The organism is Sulfitobacter sediminilitoris (assembly GCF_010667575.1).
Lineage (GTDB): Bacteria > Pseudomonadota > Alphaproteobacteria > Rhodobacterales > Rhodobacteraceae > Sulfitobacter > Sulfitobacter sediminilitoris.
In genome coordinates this window covers 161835-177680 of sequence record NZ_JAABNT010000010.1, presented here as the reverse complement: position 1 = coordinate 177680, position 15846 = coordinate 161835, and the positions used below count along the sequence as shown (strand labels likewise).

The following is a 15846-nucleotide window of genomic DNA, read 5'->3' as shown; positions in this document are numbered from 1 at the left end:
ACCGAAGCAATACCCAACCAGCAGCATCCGGATCAGAAGTTCGGGATCAACCGACGGGCGGCCCGTGTGGCTGTAGAAATCTGACAGATGTTCGCGGATGCTGCTCAGGTCAACGAACCGATCAATCAACCGCAGTAAGTGATCTTGGGGCACATGGCCTTCCAGCGAAAACTCATAGAACAGCGCTGCCTGCGCTTCCTGCTTCGGTCCCATCATGGCTCATTCTCCCGCTCGTTGAGAGAATTGAATCAGCAGTTCATGCACCAATCAAGGAAGAGTTTTTCAACAAAATCGGCGGAAAGTGTGAATTCGCCGCAGGTGCGCGATAAGAGTGGGTCAACGGCGACAGCCGACATTCAAATGGTAACGGATTGAAGATTCTTACTGCGGTACGGAAGGCGGCTCCGAACCCACTCGTTTCCAACGTTGCAATGCAGTAAGCGATGCGTACGGCCCATGGTACCGAGTATTTAGGCGATGTGAGATCCTGGCCTCCAACTGACTTGGAGGTGATTTGATGCTCGATGACTGATCCACATCAATACGTTGCCAACGAGGCAGTGCCATAGGTAGCCCCACGTAACCAATCCATGAGGATTACCTTCACTATGAAACATAAGATTTTTCTCGCTGCGACTGCCCTTGCCGCCACAGTTATCGGCGGTGCCGCTTTCGCAGAAACCCATCACGGGCACAAATGTAAAACCGGATCGAATGAGCAGGCCGCGATGATGCACAATGGGGGCCCTGAAATGATGGGCATGATGGGGATGATGAAACGCATGCATGGCGAAATGATGAGCGGTGGCATGATGGGCAGTATGGGTCCTATGGGCGGCAACATGATGCAAATGTTTGACGCGGATGGCGACGGCACCGTGACACCCGATGAAATGCGGACTCAGTTGCAGGCCAAGTTGACGGAATTTGACAGTGACGGTGATGGCGCGCTCTCAATTGCGGAATTCGAAACTCTTCACAGCGCGATGATCCGCGAAATGATGGTGGATAAGTTCCAGCACCTTGATGCGGACGGTGACGGTGCTGTTACGGCTGAAGAAATGACCGCACCAGCGGAAATGATGGATCGCATGGAGAAGATGCGCGCAAAGATGGGAATGATGAAGGACCAGCAAGAGGATAACGGCACCATGAAAACAGACAACTAAGCGTTTCAGAGTCGGCGTGATGCCGGCACCGACATCGGTCCCGCCAACCTTCAAACCGCGCAAACACCAGATTCAGTCATAGCTCTGCACGAATGGCCGCAATGCGAAAGCTGCATCGCAGCAAGAACTGACTCATCGAATGTCTACTGTGGGCCGTGAGCGACAATAGATCATCATTCCGGTAGCAGTGTTGTCACAGTGCAGAGAACAACGGGCCCAAGCATGCACCTTACGCTACAGTCGGCTTGTTCGTTCTGCTTTCTCTGGCCCCAGCCCAAAACGCGCGCGCCCTGAGGAGGTGTCAATTGACTGTTTGCCATTTGCGCACAGCACGTGTTTTGACTGTGCTTCGATCTGCTGTTTCGTCCTTCGGTGGTGGGCGAAATGGCATGGAGCGAAGCTTTCCGGTATCATTGCGCGTGAAAGTCTGTCACCCGTCCAAAGGGCGGCATTTCCCACCTTCAGGAGTATTTGGCGATGGTAGATACACTCCGGCTTGCATTGGCCTTCGCATTTTTCTCAAACGTCGCGGTGGCCGAGCCGCTACCCAGCCTAAATCTCGAACCCGAAGCGACAACCGTGTCGGGATTGTCCAGCGGAGCGTTCATGGCGGTGCAACTGCAAGTCGCTTTCTCGAGCGCCATCTCGGGCGCAGGCATTGTCGCGGGCGGGCCATATGACTGCGCGGATGAATCGCTATGGCGCGCGCTTTTTGTGTGCATGGATCCGTTTTTTTTCGATGCCGACCCGGACAGTTCCTTTGAATCGATGAAATCCCTGGCGGCAGAGAACCGCATAGACCCGCTGCAGGATATCGCCCGCGACAGGCTGTATCTGTTTCATGGCCAAGCCGACGACACCGTCGCCCGGTCGACCATGGAGGCCCTGAGGCAGACTTATGAGTTGCTCGGCGTGCCTCCAGAAAACATGATCTATGTGACAGATGTCGATGCCGGGCACGGGTTTGTCACAGAGCAGGGACCCGTTACCTGCGATGCGACACATCCGGATTTCCTCATTGATTGTGATTTTGATCAGGCAGATGATATTCTGAACCAGCTTTACGGAGACCTGTCGCCTCCGGTTGACGCAAGAGACGAGGGGTTCGTGATTTTCGACCAGGCTGGGTATGTCGAAGGTGCCCCCGGCATGGACGATCTTGCCTTTGTCTATGTCCCGGCTGACTGCGCCGCGGGGGAACGCTGCCGTCTGCACATAGCACTGCATGGCTGCCAGCAAGGAAGGCAGGTTATCGGAGAGGATTATGCACGGCTGACGGGCTTCAACCAATGGGCCGAGGCAAACAGGATCGTCGTACTTTATCCACAGGCTGTCAGGATACCGGCACATTGGTACAACTGGTTTTCCGGAAATCCGAAAGGGTGCTGGGATTGGTGGGGCTATTCGGGGGCGGACTATTTGACTCGAACGGCTCCCCAAATGTCCGCCGTCGCACGGATGGCAGCCGCAATTGGCGCGCCACTCCAGCAATAAAGTATTTCTCTTCCTGGCCGACATTGCTGACCGAAAAACGAATCTTCGCTTTGTCTGCAAACAGACATCTTGAATCTTGAAATGCTGCGCTCAGCACGAATGTCTCCTCTGACGGGCCGCATCGCCGCATAAGGTGCCCGAGATCAACGGCGTCTGTGGGTGGCTCCTGCATTGCAAGTGTTTTCTGGTGATACTCGCGGTTATTTTGTCAGTACAGTCGTCTGTCCGGCCTCACATGATGATTTCTCCGTCAATAGGTTGTTTTCGATTTCGGTGCCCGAGGCGAACTCTCTTTCGGCAGACCCCTGTCTGCAAACCTCACATCCGGCGGGAACTTGGTCCCAACCACTGTCCCGCTTTCGGGACTGGAGAGTTCCAAAGGAACGGCACCACTCTGTGAAGACGGCATTTATAGTGCCACGCCGGACAACGGCGACGTTCCCTCGGTCACCAGGCGGCTATGCCGTCGCAAAGCAGCCTGATCTCGTTGACCTTTATGCGGCGGGTTTCATAGTCACCCCCTGTGGGACCACCCCGTCAGTGACGAACCGCCAAAGGGCAATCAGCAGCTTTCGGGCAAGCGCAACGATCATCACCTTACGCACGCGCCGACCGTTCTGGCCTGTTCTCTCTCGGAACCAGGTGACCTGCGCGGCACCAGGCTGGTAGCGTAACCAGAGCCACGCCAGTTCAACCATCGTCGTTCTTAGCCTCCTGTTTCCGGCTTTCCCGATCCCTTGTTCACGCTCCACGCCTCCGCTGTTGTAAGGCGTCGCCGTAAGACCAGCATACGATCCCAACGCCTTGCCATTGGCAAAGTGGCGTACGAAGGCCTCGCGAACCAGCACGGTGGCGCTCTACGCCCCGATGCCACGTAGCTTGCAAAGCTGCTGAATCATTCTGCCAGCCTCATCATTGGCGGGGTCCTCGACTACGGCATCGGCCGCGATAGGTGTGAACGTTACGCCTCTCTTTGCCATGATTGGTGGGGCATCGTTCATTCTTGCATTTGCGTTCCAAGACACGCTTGGAAACCTCGCAAGTGGCCTGATGATCATGATCAACCGCCCCTTCGTCGAAGGTGACTATGTCCTTGTGGCTAGCGTCGGTGGCACCGTGCAATCCGTAAGTATTGTCGCAACAAAAGTGACGACGCCAGACAACCAGGTGATTGTCATACCGAACAAGAATGTCTGGGGGAACGTCATCACCAACGTCAAGGCGAGCGACACGCGGCGCGTTGATCTGGTCTTTGGCATTTCTTACGATGACTCGATCTCGGATGCACTACGAGTAATCGAAGAAACCGTGAAGGCGCATCCGCTGGTTCTGACTGAACCCGCGCCTGTCATTCGCGTGCATGAACTGGCCGCCAGTTCCGTAAACTTCGTGTGTCGGCCCTGGACGAAGACAGCCGACTATTGGACGGTTTACTGGGATCTCACGCACCGAATGAAGGAGGCGTTCGTCGACGCCGGTATTTCAATACCTTACCCCCAGCAGGATGTGCACATTAGGACGCAAAAAGCATGATCTATTGGGCGTCGACGAGACAGAGTGTTGAGGACGCAACCAGACCGCTGACCAAAACGGTCGATCGCGTTTTCTCAAGAGACTATTCGATACGGGTAATCTGTTCAGAATCCAGATTGGGTCGTCGTCCCACTTATCTATGATGCTTCGAATGCGGGAGTCAGTTTTCCAACATCTGCCGCAACCGCCAAAAATCGTTGACATAACACAATCCCGGATTGCAGCATTTTGAGATTGATAGGAGGGTATTCTATGGAAATGAGATCATATCAAGCTGCGCGAACTTTCTTCAGCATTCTCGGCTTCTTGTCGTGGTGCATAATCGTTTTGGGCGCGATCGTGGCACTCTTTGGAATAGCCGCCGCAGGCCAAACCAGCAGAGGCTTTGCTGGGCCTGCGGTGGCTGGCCTGGTTATGCTCCCCTTAGGAATTGTGATTATGTTCTTGGGTTTCCTAGGTTTGGTCTTCGTGCAGAGTGGTCGCGCGAACGTAGACACGGCTGAGTTAACGCAGCAAGGTCTGAAAATCGCACGGGAGCAGTTGGAGATTTCCAAACAAGCTCTGAAGCAGGGCGCAGCTTTGGAGCGGGGATACGTCGCGCTCCAAGCCGCAAAGGCAGATCTTCAAACTGAGAAACCCACCGCGGCCGCATCAAGTTATTCTGACGCCAAACCTGTCACGGATATTGGGTCAAACGGTAGCCTATCGTCAGGTGATGCCATTGACCATAAAGGCACGACCATCCGTGTTGTGGAGGCCGGGTACGCGGTTGGTGACGCGATCTTCGACACACTGGAAAATGCAAAAGCCCACATTGAAGGACAGGTTCTGACGGTGTCTCCGCAACCGGAACAGCCAAAGCCATACGGCAAACAGCTCGGGGTAAATAGGGCTGTTAATCCGAATGCTCCCAAGCCGTCATGAAGGGTATCCAAACCCCCATACTGACCCCCAACCTCTATGGGGGTCCAGTATGGGGACATACTGCTGAACATACCGACACATACCAGCGCGGAATTGTGCTTTTTCACCCCGTGACTTCATCTGCTCTCGCAGATTTATTCCCACCCGCCCGACCCTTTCTGGCCGAGAGGCGCTGAGAGATGCGGGTATCCATCAGTCATCACACCGTGCGCAAAGGCTTTGTTCTGAAAACCACCTACTACGAGGTGCATCTCAAGGTCGCCTTTACCCATGAGGAAAAGCAGATCATTCGTCAGAGGAACCTGCTCAAATCCAAACTCCTGGACAGACGACCAGCCAATGCCAGGGTGGATGACAGGGATGAGAAGTTTGAACTCCGGGTTGAGCACTTGATGGATCAGCAGTTGGACCGTTTTCTCTGTGCCACTCCAAGCAAAGCCAAGATCTACGAAGAGGCGCTGCTCGACGCGCTGGCGCAGATGAAGCTCTGGCTTGATGACAATGCCGAGGTGGCGGGCACGACTGTGGTTGAGTTCTGATGGCGGGCCCGTCAACCACCAGCCTGAACACTGTCGTCTTCGGTTTGATGTTCCTCGTTTTGGTTGCGGTCATCGCGGCATTGGTCACGGGCTTCGCGCTCCTCGCGATCCCCGCCTACATCGGCTACCGCGTTTGGAAAGAGAACCCCGCGCGGCTGGAGCGATTGGCCCGCGACGAGACCATGGTCCTCTACAATCACGCGCTGGCCGGATCGGTCCAATTGACCGAGGCCGAGATTGATGCAGGCCTCGCGCGCCATTGGCCTCCAGATCTCCCAAGCGCATTGCGCGTTCAGCTTCTGGATGTGGGCAAAGCTGTCTTCGCGCAGGAAGGCCTGATGCCGGAGATCCCGCCGCCGCCTGCCCTCTGCAACACGGTTGAGGGCGCGCGTTACCGGGACATGCTGGCGAAGGCCGGACAAGCGCGGTCGGATCGGGTGATGGTCACGCAGGCGCTGGAGATTATCTCCCAGGCGCTGGCGCCCATCGCCAACGCTGTGCCGCCGATTGAGGGGGATGTCCTGGTCGAAGTCACCCAGTTCACCCATCCGCTTGGGCAGGCGGTGCAGAACGTCATCGCGCCCTTCTTCCAGGACAACGACTACATGCTCTTCAAGGGGCTGCGGCGGCAGCTTGATGCCAATCTCACCGCGACCCACCGGACCAATCCCGTCTTCCCGGTGGATTACAAGGGAAGCGATGTGGTCGACACCTATTTGCGGGGCACCCATCTCAAGGCGCTCTTTGGGCTGCGCACACCCTTTACGATCCCCGAGGAGCGGCGCTTCGAGCACACCCATATGATTGCGGGCTCAGGCCACGGAAAGACGCAGACGCTCCAATACTTCATCTCCAAAGATCTGGACGCGGTTGCCCGGGGTGACCGCACGGTGGTGGTGATCGACAGTCAGGGGGATTTGATCAACACCATTCTGAAGACCCGGGCACTGCCGCCTGAGCGCATCGTCTTAATCGATCCCGAAGACATCGGGTGGCCGGTCTGTCTCAATCTCTTTGCAGTGGGTCAGGATCGTCTCGACGGCTATGATCTTCTGGAGCGTGAACGTCTCACCAACTCCATCATCGAACTCTATGACTTTGTGCTGGGCTCGCTGCTGTCGGCGGGCATGACGGCCAAGCAAAGTGTTGTCTTCCGGTATGTCACCCGTCTGATGTTCCACATCCCCGGGGCCACCATCCACACCCTGCGAGAGTTGATGGAGCCGGGTGGGACGGAGAAGTACCGCGCGCATATCGCGAAGCTCGATGGGACACCCCGGCGGTTCTTCGAGACCGAGTTTGACTCAAAAGAGTTCGCCAACACGAAGACGCAGGTGCTCCGCCGCCTCTACGGGGTGTTGGAGAACCAGACCTTCGAGCGGATGTTCTCTCATCCAGAATCCAAGTTTGACATGTTCACCGAGATGAACGCGGGCAAACTCATCTTGATCAACACCGCCAAGAGCCTTCTGAAGGAGCAGGGAACAGAGATCTTCGGCCGCTTCTTTATCGCGCTCATCGCCCAGGCCGCCCAGGAGCGGGCCACCTTGCCCGATTGGGACCGCCTGCCGGTGATGGTCTATGTCGATGAAGCGCAGGACTACTTTGATCAGAACATCGGCATCATCCTGAGCCAGGCCCGCAAGTACCGGGTCGGGATGGTCATGGCCCATCAATATCTCGGGCAGCTCTCCGGGGGGCTACAAGAGGCTTTTGAGGCCAACACCTCGATCAAGCTCGCGGGAGGTGTCTCGGCCCGCGATGCACGCGCCCTGGCCGGTCAGATGTCTGCGGACCCGCAGATGATCCAGCAGCAGCCCAAAGGTACCTTTGCCACATACGTGCGCGGCCTCACGGAACGGGCGGTCGCCATGAGCTTCCCCTTCTTTGTGCTGGAGAACCTGCCGCGGGCCACAAAAGAAGAGATCGAGGCCATTCGGCAACAGTGCCGAGACGCCTATGCGGAACCCTGGTCACCGAAGGTCAGCCATGAGGATCCACCCGAAACGGACCCGCCGGATTCGCCACCCAAAAACGACCCTGAAGACCCCTTGAGACCTTCGCCGGAGCTCTGAGCGTCGCTATCCTGGCGCTATGGGAAAGGCACTTACAGACAGTCTCGGACGGGCGACCTTCCATGCGATTGCGCCGCAATCGGGCGTCCGCCCAACCACGCGGGAGCTGCGGTGGGTCAAACACATCGGTCGGCATGGGCCACAGTCATCACAGTATCTCTACGCCCTTACCCAAGATACACATCGCTGCAAGGATACGGCGCTGAGGTCACTGCAGCGACTAAGGGCAGGGGGCTATCTGATGCTCCCGCGGCAGCAGCTGGCCACCGAGCGCGCGGCCTTCAACCCTTACATCTATGATCTGACAAGGCAGGCAAAGATGCATCTGGCTGACCTTGGTCTCGCGGAGCCAACTGTGCGTCCCACCGGTCATTGGTGGCACGGATATACGGTCTCCTGTGTGACGAGTTCTATTGAGATGGCCGCCGCCCGCGATGGGGTGCGCTACATTCCTGCCCATGAGATTTTGGCAATCAGGCAGGCAGAGTTGGCTATTCCACTCGGTCGCTCAAAACTCATACCGGATCAACTCTTCGCGCTCGACTACGGCGGCAGCTATCGCGCCTTTGCCCTCGAGGTAGATCGAGGAACTGAACCGAAAGTCTCGAGCGCCGCGCGAAAAAGCTGGGCCACAATGATCGACCAGTACGGCCAAGTTTTGGAACAGCAGCTCTACAAGCAGCATTACGGCCTCAAAGCAAATCTTTTGGTACTCTGTGTGATGTCCAGTGCGCGGAGAGCTGAGGCGTTTTGTGAGATGCTGCAGGGGAGGGCAGACAGCGTCGCGGCGTCAGTCTTGGTTCGACCTTTTGCTTCGTCTTGCAATTCGCACGGCCTTTTTGATCCTCAAGAGCTATTCTGGAAAGGTGAATGGCGGCGTCCCGGACTGGATGCCGTGTCTTTGCAATTGAAGTCAGTCGACCTCTCTTAGGTCGTCGTGGCGCGCCGCAAAAGCTCAGTGCGTAAGGATGCGCTGAGGGCAGGACTCAAGGAAACCGTCTTGAAGGCGCTGTCAGAAGGTTTTGAGGCGGCGGGCTGTCATAGCAACAGAGCTCTTCAAACAGACATACTGAAAGACGCCCCAGGCTTCTATTTGGTCAGGTGATTTGCAGGACATTTCAGTCTTGTCGGAGAACTGATTACAGCCGACATCCGCACTGGCTACATCAAACCTGCAGAACTCTGAAACGTGCTCTATCCCCGAAGATAACGCGGGCGCTTGAGATCAGGCGCCCGCGTTTGACCCCATCAGTTCATCTTGAAATACTTGAACTTGGCCGTGTCATCCGCCGCGACGATCGTATCGACGCCAGACTTCATGCCCCAGTTCAATACCTGGTGGTGGATCGGCACATAAAGCGCCTCAGATTGCACCACTTCCCAGATCTCACCGATCATGATGTTCCGCTTTTCCAGATCCGTCTCGGAGGCGAGCGCCTCGATCTTGGCATCCAGATCCGCATCGCCAAAACGTGTACCGTTCCAGGAGCCGTACTTCTCATCCCGGCTGTGAACCAAGAAGTTAAAGATGTACTCGGAATCGTAGGTCGGCACGCCCCAGCCCAGCATGTAGAAATCCGTCTCAAGCGTGTTGATCAGCGGGAAGTGCTGCGCCTTCGGCTTGGCATCAAGGTTCACGGTCACGCCGATCTGGGCGTACATGCCCACGGCTGCCTGACAGATTGCCTCGTCGTTGATGTAGCGGTCGTTCGGGCAATCCAGCTGGATCGAGAACCCGTCGCCATAGCCTGCCTCAGCCATCAGCGCCTTGGCCGCCTCGACGTCGGTCTTTGACGAACTGTCCATCGCCTCGCTCCAGCCATTCACGAAGGGCGGTGCGATCATGCCGGCAGGAGCCGACTGTCCGCGCATCACGACCTGTTTGATCGCATCCCGGTTGATGGCCATGTTCATCGCCTGACGCACACGCACGTCAGCAAAGGGGTTCTTGCCCTCAACGTTGTCGTTCTTCAGATCGTCATCGCCGGAGTTCATCCCGAAAAAGATCACGCGGTTCTGAGGCGCCGTGCGCACGTCCAGACCATCGGTCCCGGCCACGCGCTGCAAATCCTGCACCGGCACGTCCTGAATGAAATCGACCTCACCCGACAGCAGGGCCGCCACACGGGTCGCGGCGTTCTGGATCGGCGTATAGACGATCTCGGTCACTTCCATGGGGAATTCACCTTTGCCCCAGTAATTCTCATTGATCGTCAGAACCGTCTTTACGTCAGGCTCGCGGCTGACCAGCTTATAGGCACCGGTGCCATTGGCGTTCTTGGCCGCGAAGGTATCCTCGCCCCCTTCGTAGTCCTGCACCTTGACGGCGTTGTTCGCCTCGGCCCAGTCCTTGTCCATGATGAACAGGTTGGTCAGGTTGTTGGGCATGATCGGGTTCGGACCGTTCGTCTCGATCTCGACGGTCAGCGCGTCCGGTGCACGGACCTCTTTCACCGAAGCCAGCAATTCCTTATAGTCGCTGTCTTCGGTCATCGCGCGGTCAAGGCTGAACTTCACGTCAGACGAGTCGAACGCCGCGCCGTCGTGGAACGTCACGCCTTCGCGCAGGGTAAAGACCCAGACATTTGGATTTTCTTCAGACGGTCCCCACTCGGTGGCGAGTGCGGGCACGATGGTGCCTTCCATGTCGCGCATGACCAGCGGTTCCATGATCTGGTGCGCAAGCGCAGAGGTCGGGCCTTCGTTCTGCGCGTGTGGGTCAAGCGTCAGCGCATCCCCTGCCCGCGCCCAGCGGATCGTCTCAGCGCTGGCCAGTGCTGTTGTGGACAGAAGAAGGGCCGCAGATAGCAGCGTTGTGGTGGTTTTCATTTTGGTTTCCCCGTTGTTTTATGATTGAAACAGTTTTGGGGAGTTGCGCGGAGGGTGCAAGCAGGTTTTTCCCCTGATCGAAATGCCCCGCACTCTAAATACAAACCTGCTCAGTCTCGCGGCATTGCAAGATCGGCTTAATTCCCCCAATGCGGCACTCATTCGAGTAGGGTCTGTTGCATAACTAACGCATCATCGGACGATCATGCCCACAGTTATCCAAGCGCCCTGTATAGTTCTCGCCGATCTCCTCTATGTTCGGTGAAAAATGAGGCAATAATCGTGTTTACCAGGAGCCGCAGGTCAACAGCCTACTTTACCGTTGCGTTCGCGTCGACGACCGCGCTTGCCTGGACATTTGCGGCTGCCCAGTCGGACCAGACGTCGTTGTCCACATATGGGACACCGGGCCTGGTTGAGACACCCACCGCACGCAGCCTGAATGACGGGGAACTCGCCTTCACCTCCAGCTTGGTCGGTCCAACCCTGCGCAATACCGTGACGTTTCAGATCTGGCCGCGGGTATCTGGCAGCTTTCGCTACACGCGGATCGATGGGGCGCAAGGCGATGGCTCAGCCAACTACGACCGCAGTTTTGACATTGCTTTCCAGCTTCTTGACGAAACCGACCTGCGCCCCGCCGTGGCGCTTGGGCTGCGCGATTTCCTCGGCACCGGGCTCTACAGCGGTGAATACCTTGTCGCGACCAAACAGTTCGGATCGCGTCTGGAGGTCACTGGCGGTATCGGGTGGGGGCGCTTTGCTGCAAGAGATGGCTTTACCAACCCCCTTGGCATTCTCGATGATCGCTTTGAAACGCGTCCGGGAGGCTTAACTGGCAAAGGCGGTCAGGTCGAAACCGGTAACTGGTTTCGCGGTGACGCCGCAATCTTTGGGGGCATCGCCTATCACCTGAACGACCGCACGACGCTTTTCGCAGAATATTCAACCGACACCTACGAACGCGACTCGAACCAGGGCCTGATCGATATCGACAGCCCCCTCAACGTTGGCGTCCAATACCGCTTCCGCAACGGTGTTGATCTCAAGGCCTTCGTCGTAGGCGGAAATGAGATTGGCGCACAGCTCAGCTATGTCATTGATCCCCGCAAACGGGCCAGCCCCGGCGGCGCTGACACCGCCCCGCGCCCCTTGGGCAACCGCGATCAACTCGCCATCGCAGACTGGAACAACTCCGCACGCGGCGGCGGCAAGGCTGCAGCGCAGCGCGTACTTGACGCCCGGTTAGCCGAGGAAGGCATGACCCTGCAAGGCTTTGAAATGTCAGGCAGCAGTGCCACGATCCGGGTTGAAAACAACCGGTGGGGCGTTGAGGCACAGGCGGCGGGCCGTGCAGCACGTGTCATGGCCACGACGCTGCCGCCAAATGTCGAAGAGCTGCGTGTTGTTCTGCAAGAACGTGGTGTTCCGATGAGCCAGGTCACCACACGCAGGTCTGATCTGGAAGACTTGCAATATGACTACGATGGCTCCTGGCGCACCTACGCCCGCGCCGAAATCGGTGACGCTTCCGACCTCGGTCGCGCGGGTGAAGTGAGCGAAGCCTTCCCGGTCTTTGACTACGGCCTGACACCCTATGTCGCGCTGTCGTTCTTTGATCCGGACGAGCCTTTGCGTGCCGAAGCAGGTGCGCAATTCAAGGCCTCCTACCGGCCTGCCCCCGGCCTGACTTTTTCTGGCAAGTTCCGCTACCCCTTCGCAGGCAATATCGAGGATTCAGCCCGCGTCTCCGACTCCGCCATCGAGCCCGTCCGCACCAACGCCGTGCTCTATGCCCGCGAGTCCGAACTTGAGATCAACACACTGACCGCAGAGTACATGTTCCGCCCCGGCAAAGACCTCTTCGGTCGTGTGACGGCTGGATACCTCGAAGACATGTTCGGCGGTGTTTCTGCCGAACTGCTGTGGTACCCGGTGGGCAGCCGCCTTGCCCTCGGGGCCGAGGTGAACTACGCCCGCCAGCGTGACTTTGACATGTTGTTCGGGTTTCAGGACTATGACGTGGTGACCGGCCACGCCTCAGCATACTACGACTTTGGCAACGGGTTTCAGGGACAGATCGACGCCGGCCGCTACCTCGCAGGCGATTGGGGGGCAACCATTGCTCTGGACCGCGAATTCAACAACGGGTTCCGCGTGGGTGGGTATTTTACCCTCACGGACGTCTCGTCTGATGACTTTGGCGAAGGCTCCTTTGATAAAGGCATCCGGTTCGAAGTGCCCCTGTCATGGGTCACGGGCCGCCCGTCCAAAACAACACTCAAGCAGACCATACGGCCAATCCAACGGGACGGCGGTGCGCGTCTGAATGTAGATAACCGGTTGCACCGCTTTGTCCGCGATTATCGCGGTCAGGAACTGCGTGATGGCTGGGGGCGGTACCTACGATGAAATGGTGTTTTGGCATCTTGGCAGCTGCACTGGCACTTTCGGCGTGCGGCAATTCCAACCTTCAACAGCGCGCCATTCAGGTATTTCTGGATGAACCCGCCCCTGCTGATGCATCCGGGCAATTTCCCCGTTTCCGGCCAATTTTGCAGGCTGGTCAAGGCCCTGCGCTTGATGTGCGCATCGCTTCGGCGGGTGCGCGTGGCGGTTTCTTGCTGGAATCGCGCCGGGGCAACATAGAAAGCTGGCTTGGCAACGACGGCGTGTCGTTGATCTTTGATCGCGGTGTGCTGCACGGCACGCGCGGCATCGGCGCAGGCCTTCTGGCTTCTGACGTGGCCCCAACAGCCAGTGCGGTGCTGGCGGGGCGTTCCGGCAACGTGGAGCGTGTTCACACGTACCTTAACGGCAATGATGAAGCGGAAACCCGCGCCTACGCCTGCACCATTACGAACGAGGGGCAGGAGACCATCCAGCTTGATAACGGGGCCACGCCCACGCGCCGGATGAAGGAAATCTGCCGCAGCATCAATCAGCAATTCACCAATACCTACTGGGTCGATACCCGCCGAGGCCGCATCGTGCGCTCACGCCAGTGGTCGGGTGAATATGCCGGTGAACTGGTGATCACTACGGTCTATAATTTCTAAGCTTTGGACCCATTCATTGACTTTGTGCTGCAGCTGGCCGCGTGAGTGAGGCTCCCGGCCTCTAAGGGTGATCTGATGCGCCATCTTTCTCGCTGAGCGTCGAGCAAATGGCGCACCCTCCCCGCAGTAAGGGGCATTCTCTCGCTAGCCACTCAGGGCCACTGCTGTGCTGCGTGCAGGACACGCAAAATAGTCACGACTTCTGGGTTATCTGGGATACGTGAGGTTTTCGCTTCGATCTCATCTTTGACAGCTTGGGCTGCGTCTGGATTGTCGTCGGAAATGAAATCGACAATCGCCAGCAGGTCGGCGATGGCCGCGGCCTTCATTTCAAGATCGGGCACGGCGCTTTTCGTCAATCAGTGCCTGCGCTTCCTGCATCACTTGGGTATGCGGAGTCGCGGGGCGCGGATCATCCAAAGCTTCTTTCACCTTGGCACGGAACCAAGCGTCGTAGGCATCAGGATCGGCTGTCAGACCAGCGGGCAATCCACCTTCCGTCGCAACGCGCGTGAGCAGGATGCGTACTGCATCTGAGAGGGTGAGGCCCACACCCGCGAGGGCGTCAGCGGCCTGAGCTTTAAGCTGGTCGTCCACGCGGACATGAAGCATTGAAGTGCGTGCGGGCATGGGAAGTCCTCCTGAGCAGGAATGTATCTCATTTGAGATACGACTTCAATCATCTGCAACTTGCCCTACTCAAGTTGCGGTAGGCTCTGTAAATCAATCACGAAAAACCCGCGTAAGCGCGGTCTTCTTGCGGGTCTCAAGAGTTTCCTCAGCCTACCCAGCTTGGACTATATCAGCCGCGATGGCGATGCTGTTCTGACGTGGTCTAAGCTCAGGCCTTGGTCACCAAATCCATCGGCAAGCCGCGCTTGGCCATCGCGTTGCGCGTGTCGATGATCGGGCAGCCCAGTTCCAACAGAGCCGCGTAATCCACCGCATCATGATCCGTCGCAATGACCACAGCGTCGAACCCAGCATCAGAAATCCTGCCGGGATCAAGCGCGGCGCGCCCCTCAAAAATCCCATACTCCCGCATCTGCGGGATCTGCGGCACATGCGGGTCGATAAAGGAAACCTCTGCCCCGGCTTCCTCAAACAATTGCATCAGCCGCATCGCAGGGCTCTCGCGCATGTCTGACACGTTCTTTTTGTACGCCACCCCCACCAGCAACAGCTTGGCCCCATTCAGCCCCCTGCCCTGGGCCCGGTCCAGCACCTCGCGCGTCCGGTGAACGATATGCGCGGGCATATTGGTGTTGATCTCTCCTGCCAGTTCAATGAACCGCGTCGGCACGTCGAACTTGCGCGCCCGCCAGGTCAGGTAAAACGGATCAATCGGGATGCAGTGACCGCCCAGACCGGGACCGGGATAGAACGGCATGTAACCAAAAGGCTTTGTTGCCGCCCCGTCGATCACCTCCCAGACGTCGATCCCCATCTCGTCGTAGATCAGCTTCAACTCATTGACCAAGGCGATGTTGACCGAGCGAAAGATGTTCTCGGTGATCTTGACCGCCTCGGCCACGGTGGGTGTGGGGACTGTCACGACCGTCTCAACAACGGCACCGTAGAAAGCCTCCATCAGCGCCTGCGCGGCTTCGCCATCGCCCGCGATGATCTTGGGAATGGTCTGGGTGCGATAGGTTGCATTGCCGGGGTCTTCCCGCTCGGGTGAGAACCCAACAAAAATATCACGCCCCAAGGCATGCCCACTTTGCGCAAGGATCGGCTTCAGCACTTCTTCGGTCGTTCCGGGCCACGTGGTGGATTCAAGAACCACCAGCGTCTCGGGCGTGACATGCGCCGCAATCTGGCGCGCGGTATCCTCGACGAAGGACAGGTCCGGTTCGCGGTGTTGGTTCAGTGGGGTCGGCACGCAAATCACAACCACATCGCAGGTTGCGATCTGCTCAAAATCCACGGTCCATGCGCATAGATGGTCCGTCTGAGCCAGATCATCTGGCGACACCGCCTCAATATAGCTTTCACGGGCATAAAGCCGTTCGACCTTGGACGCGTCTACGTCAAAACCAATGACGGAATACCCGGCCTTCGCCGCTGCCACCGCAAGCGGCAGACCCACGTACCCCAGCCCAATGATGCCAACGGTTGCTTCGCGTGTCCGAAGCCTGTCCAAAAGTGCCATGCGCTGCGCCTTGCTGCCCTGCCCGTCAAACCTTCTGATACAGGCAAGATGCCGGCAAAGACCAGCCCG

At 57.6% G+C, this 15846-nt stretch carries 13 protein-coding genes and 2 pseudogenes; 9 read left to right on the top strand and 6 right to left on the bottom strand.

Features of this window, described 5'->3' with window-relative positions; all coding sequences use genetic code 11:
* Positions 1-216 (bottom strand): annotated as a pseudogene (locus tag GV827_RS16055) (IS5/IS1182 family transposase); the annotation flags it as partial.
* A 392-nt stretch (positions 217-608) separates the two neighbouring features.
* Here GV827_RS16055 and GV827_RS16050 point away from each other — a divergent pair.
* Positions 609-1169 (top strand): EF-hand domain-containing protein, encoded by a 561-nt coding sequence (locus GV827_RS16050; protein ID WP_235930391.1) that lies wholly within the window; start codon positions 609-611, stop codon positions 1167-1169.
* Positions 1170-1646: 477 nt separating this feature from the next.
* Positions 1647-2663, top strand: coding sequence for an extracellular catalytic domain type 2 short-chain-length polyhydroxyalkanoate depolymerase (locus tag GV827_RS16045; RefSeq protein WP_164354813.1), 1017 nt, complete (start codon positions 1647-1649; stop codon positions 2661-2663).
* Between the two features lie 494 nt (positions 2664-3157).
* Here the strand turns inward: GV827_RS16045 and GV827_RS16040 are convergent.
* Positions 3158-3583, bottom strand: a pseudogene (locus GV827_RS16040) (transposase); the annotation flags it as partial.
* A gap of 34 nt (positions 3584-3617) precedes the next feature.
* Between GV827_RS16040 and GV827_RS16035 the strand changes: the two are divergent.
* The 5 genes from GV827_RS16035 (at position 3618) to GV827_RS16015 (ending at position 8665) form a co-directional block, all read left to right on the top strand.
* Entirely contained in the window at positions 3618-4196 is a 579-nt protein-coding gene (locus tag GV827_RS16035; protein WP_328823169.1) for a mechanosensitive ion channel family protein, read from the top strand.
* A gap of 252 nt (positions 4197-4448) precedes the next feature.
* A complete protein-coding gene (locus GV827_RS16030; protein WP_164354812.1) occupies positions 4449-5120 on the top strand; it encodes a tetraspanin family protein in 672 nt (223 codons plus the stop codon).
* Positions 5121-5299: 179 nt separating this feature from the next.
* Complete coding sequence (locus GV827_RS16025) at positions 5300-5659, top strand: hypothetical protein (protein WP_164354811.1); 360 nt, start codon at positions 5300-5302, stop codon at positions 5657-5659.
* Positions 5659-7734, top strand: coding sequence for a type IV secretory system conjugative DNA transfer family protein (locus GV827_RS16020; protein WP_204325923.1), 2076 nt, complete (start codon positions 5659-5661; stop codon positions 7732-7734). The genes GV827_RS16025 and GV827_RS16020 overlap by 1 nt, the downstream gene beginning before the upstream one ends.
* Before the next feature lie 19 nt (positions 7735-7753).
* Positions 7754-8665, top strand: coding sequence for a replication-relaxation family protein (locus GV827_RS16015; RefSeq protein ID WP_164354810.1), 912 nt, complete (start codon positions 7754-7756; stop codon positions 8663-8665).
* Between the two features lie 317 nt (positions 8666-8982).
* Here GV827_RS16015 and GV827_RS16010 read toward each other — a convergent pair whose 3' ends face one another.
* A complete protein-coding gene (locus GV827_RS16010) occupies positions 8983-10563 on the bottom strand; it encodes an ABC transporter substrate-binding protein (RefSeq protein ID WP_164354809.1) in 1581 nt (526 codons plus the stop codon).
* Between the two features lie 282 nt (positions 10564-10845).
* On the opposite strand from GV827_RS16010, the gene GV827_RS16005 reads away from it, so the two are divergent.
* A complete protein-coding gene (locus GV827_RS16005; protein WP_328823168.1) occupies positions 10846-12975 on the top strand; it encodes a YjbH domain-containing protein in 2130 nt (709 codons plus the stop codon).
* Entirely contained in the window at positions 12972-13622 is a 651-nt protein-coding gene (locus GV827_RS16000; protein WP_164354808.1) for a YjbF family lipoprotein, read from the top strand. Before GV827_RS16005 ends, GV827_RS16000 begins: the two co-directional genes overlap by 4 nt.
* 152 nt (positions 13623-13774) lie before the next feature.
* Here GV827_RS16000 and GV827_RS15995 read toward each other — a convergent pair whose 3' ends face one another.
* From GV827_RS15995 to GV827_RS15985, 3 genes are all read right to left on the bottom strand, one after another.
* Complete coding sequence (locus GV827_RS15995) at positions 13775-13966, bottom strand: type II toxin-antitoxin system RelE/ParE family toxin (protein WP_164354807.1); 192 nt, start codon at positions 13964-13966, stop codon at positions 13775-13777.
* Positions 13953-14252 (bottom strand): type II toxin-antitoxin system RelB family antitoxin, encoded by a 300-nt coding sequence (gene relB / locus GV827_RS15990; protein WP_164354806.1) that lies wholly within the window; start codon positions 14250-14252, stop codon positions 13953-13955. Before relB ends, GV827_RS15995 begins: the two co-directional genes overlap by 14 nt.
* 211 nt (positions 14253-14463) lie before the next feature.
* Positions 14464-15777, bottom strand: coding sequence for a nucleotide sugar dehydrogenase (locus tag GV827_RS15985; RefSeq protein WP_164354805.1), 1314 nt, complete (start codon positions 15775-15777; stop codon positions 14464-14466).
* Positions 15778-15846 lie beyond the last annotated feature (69 nt).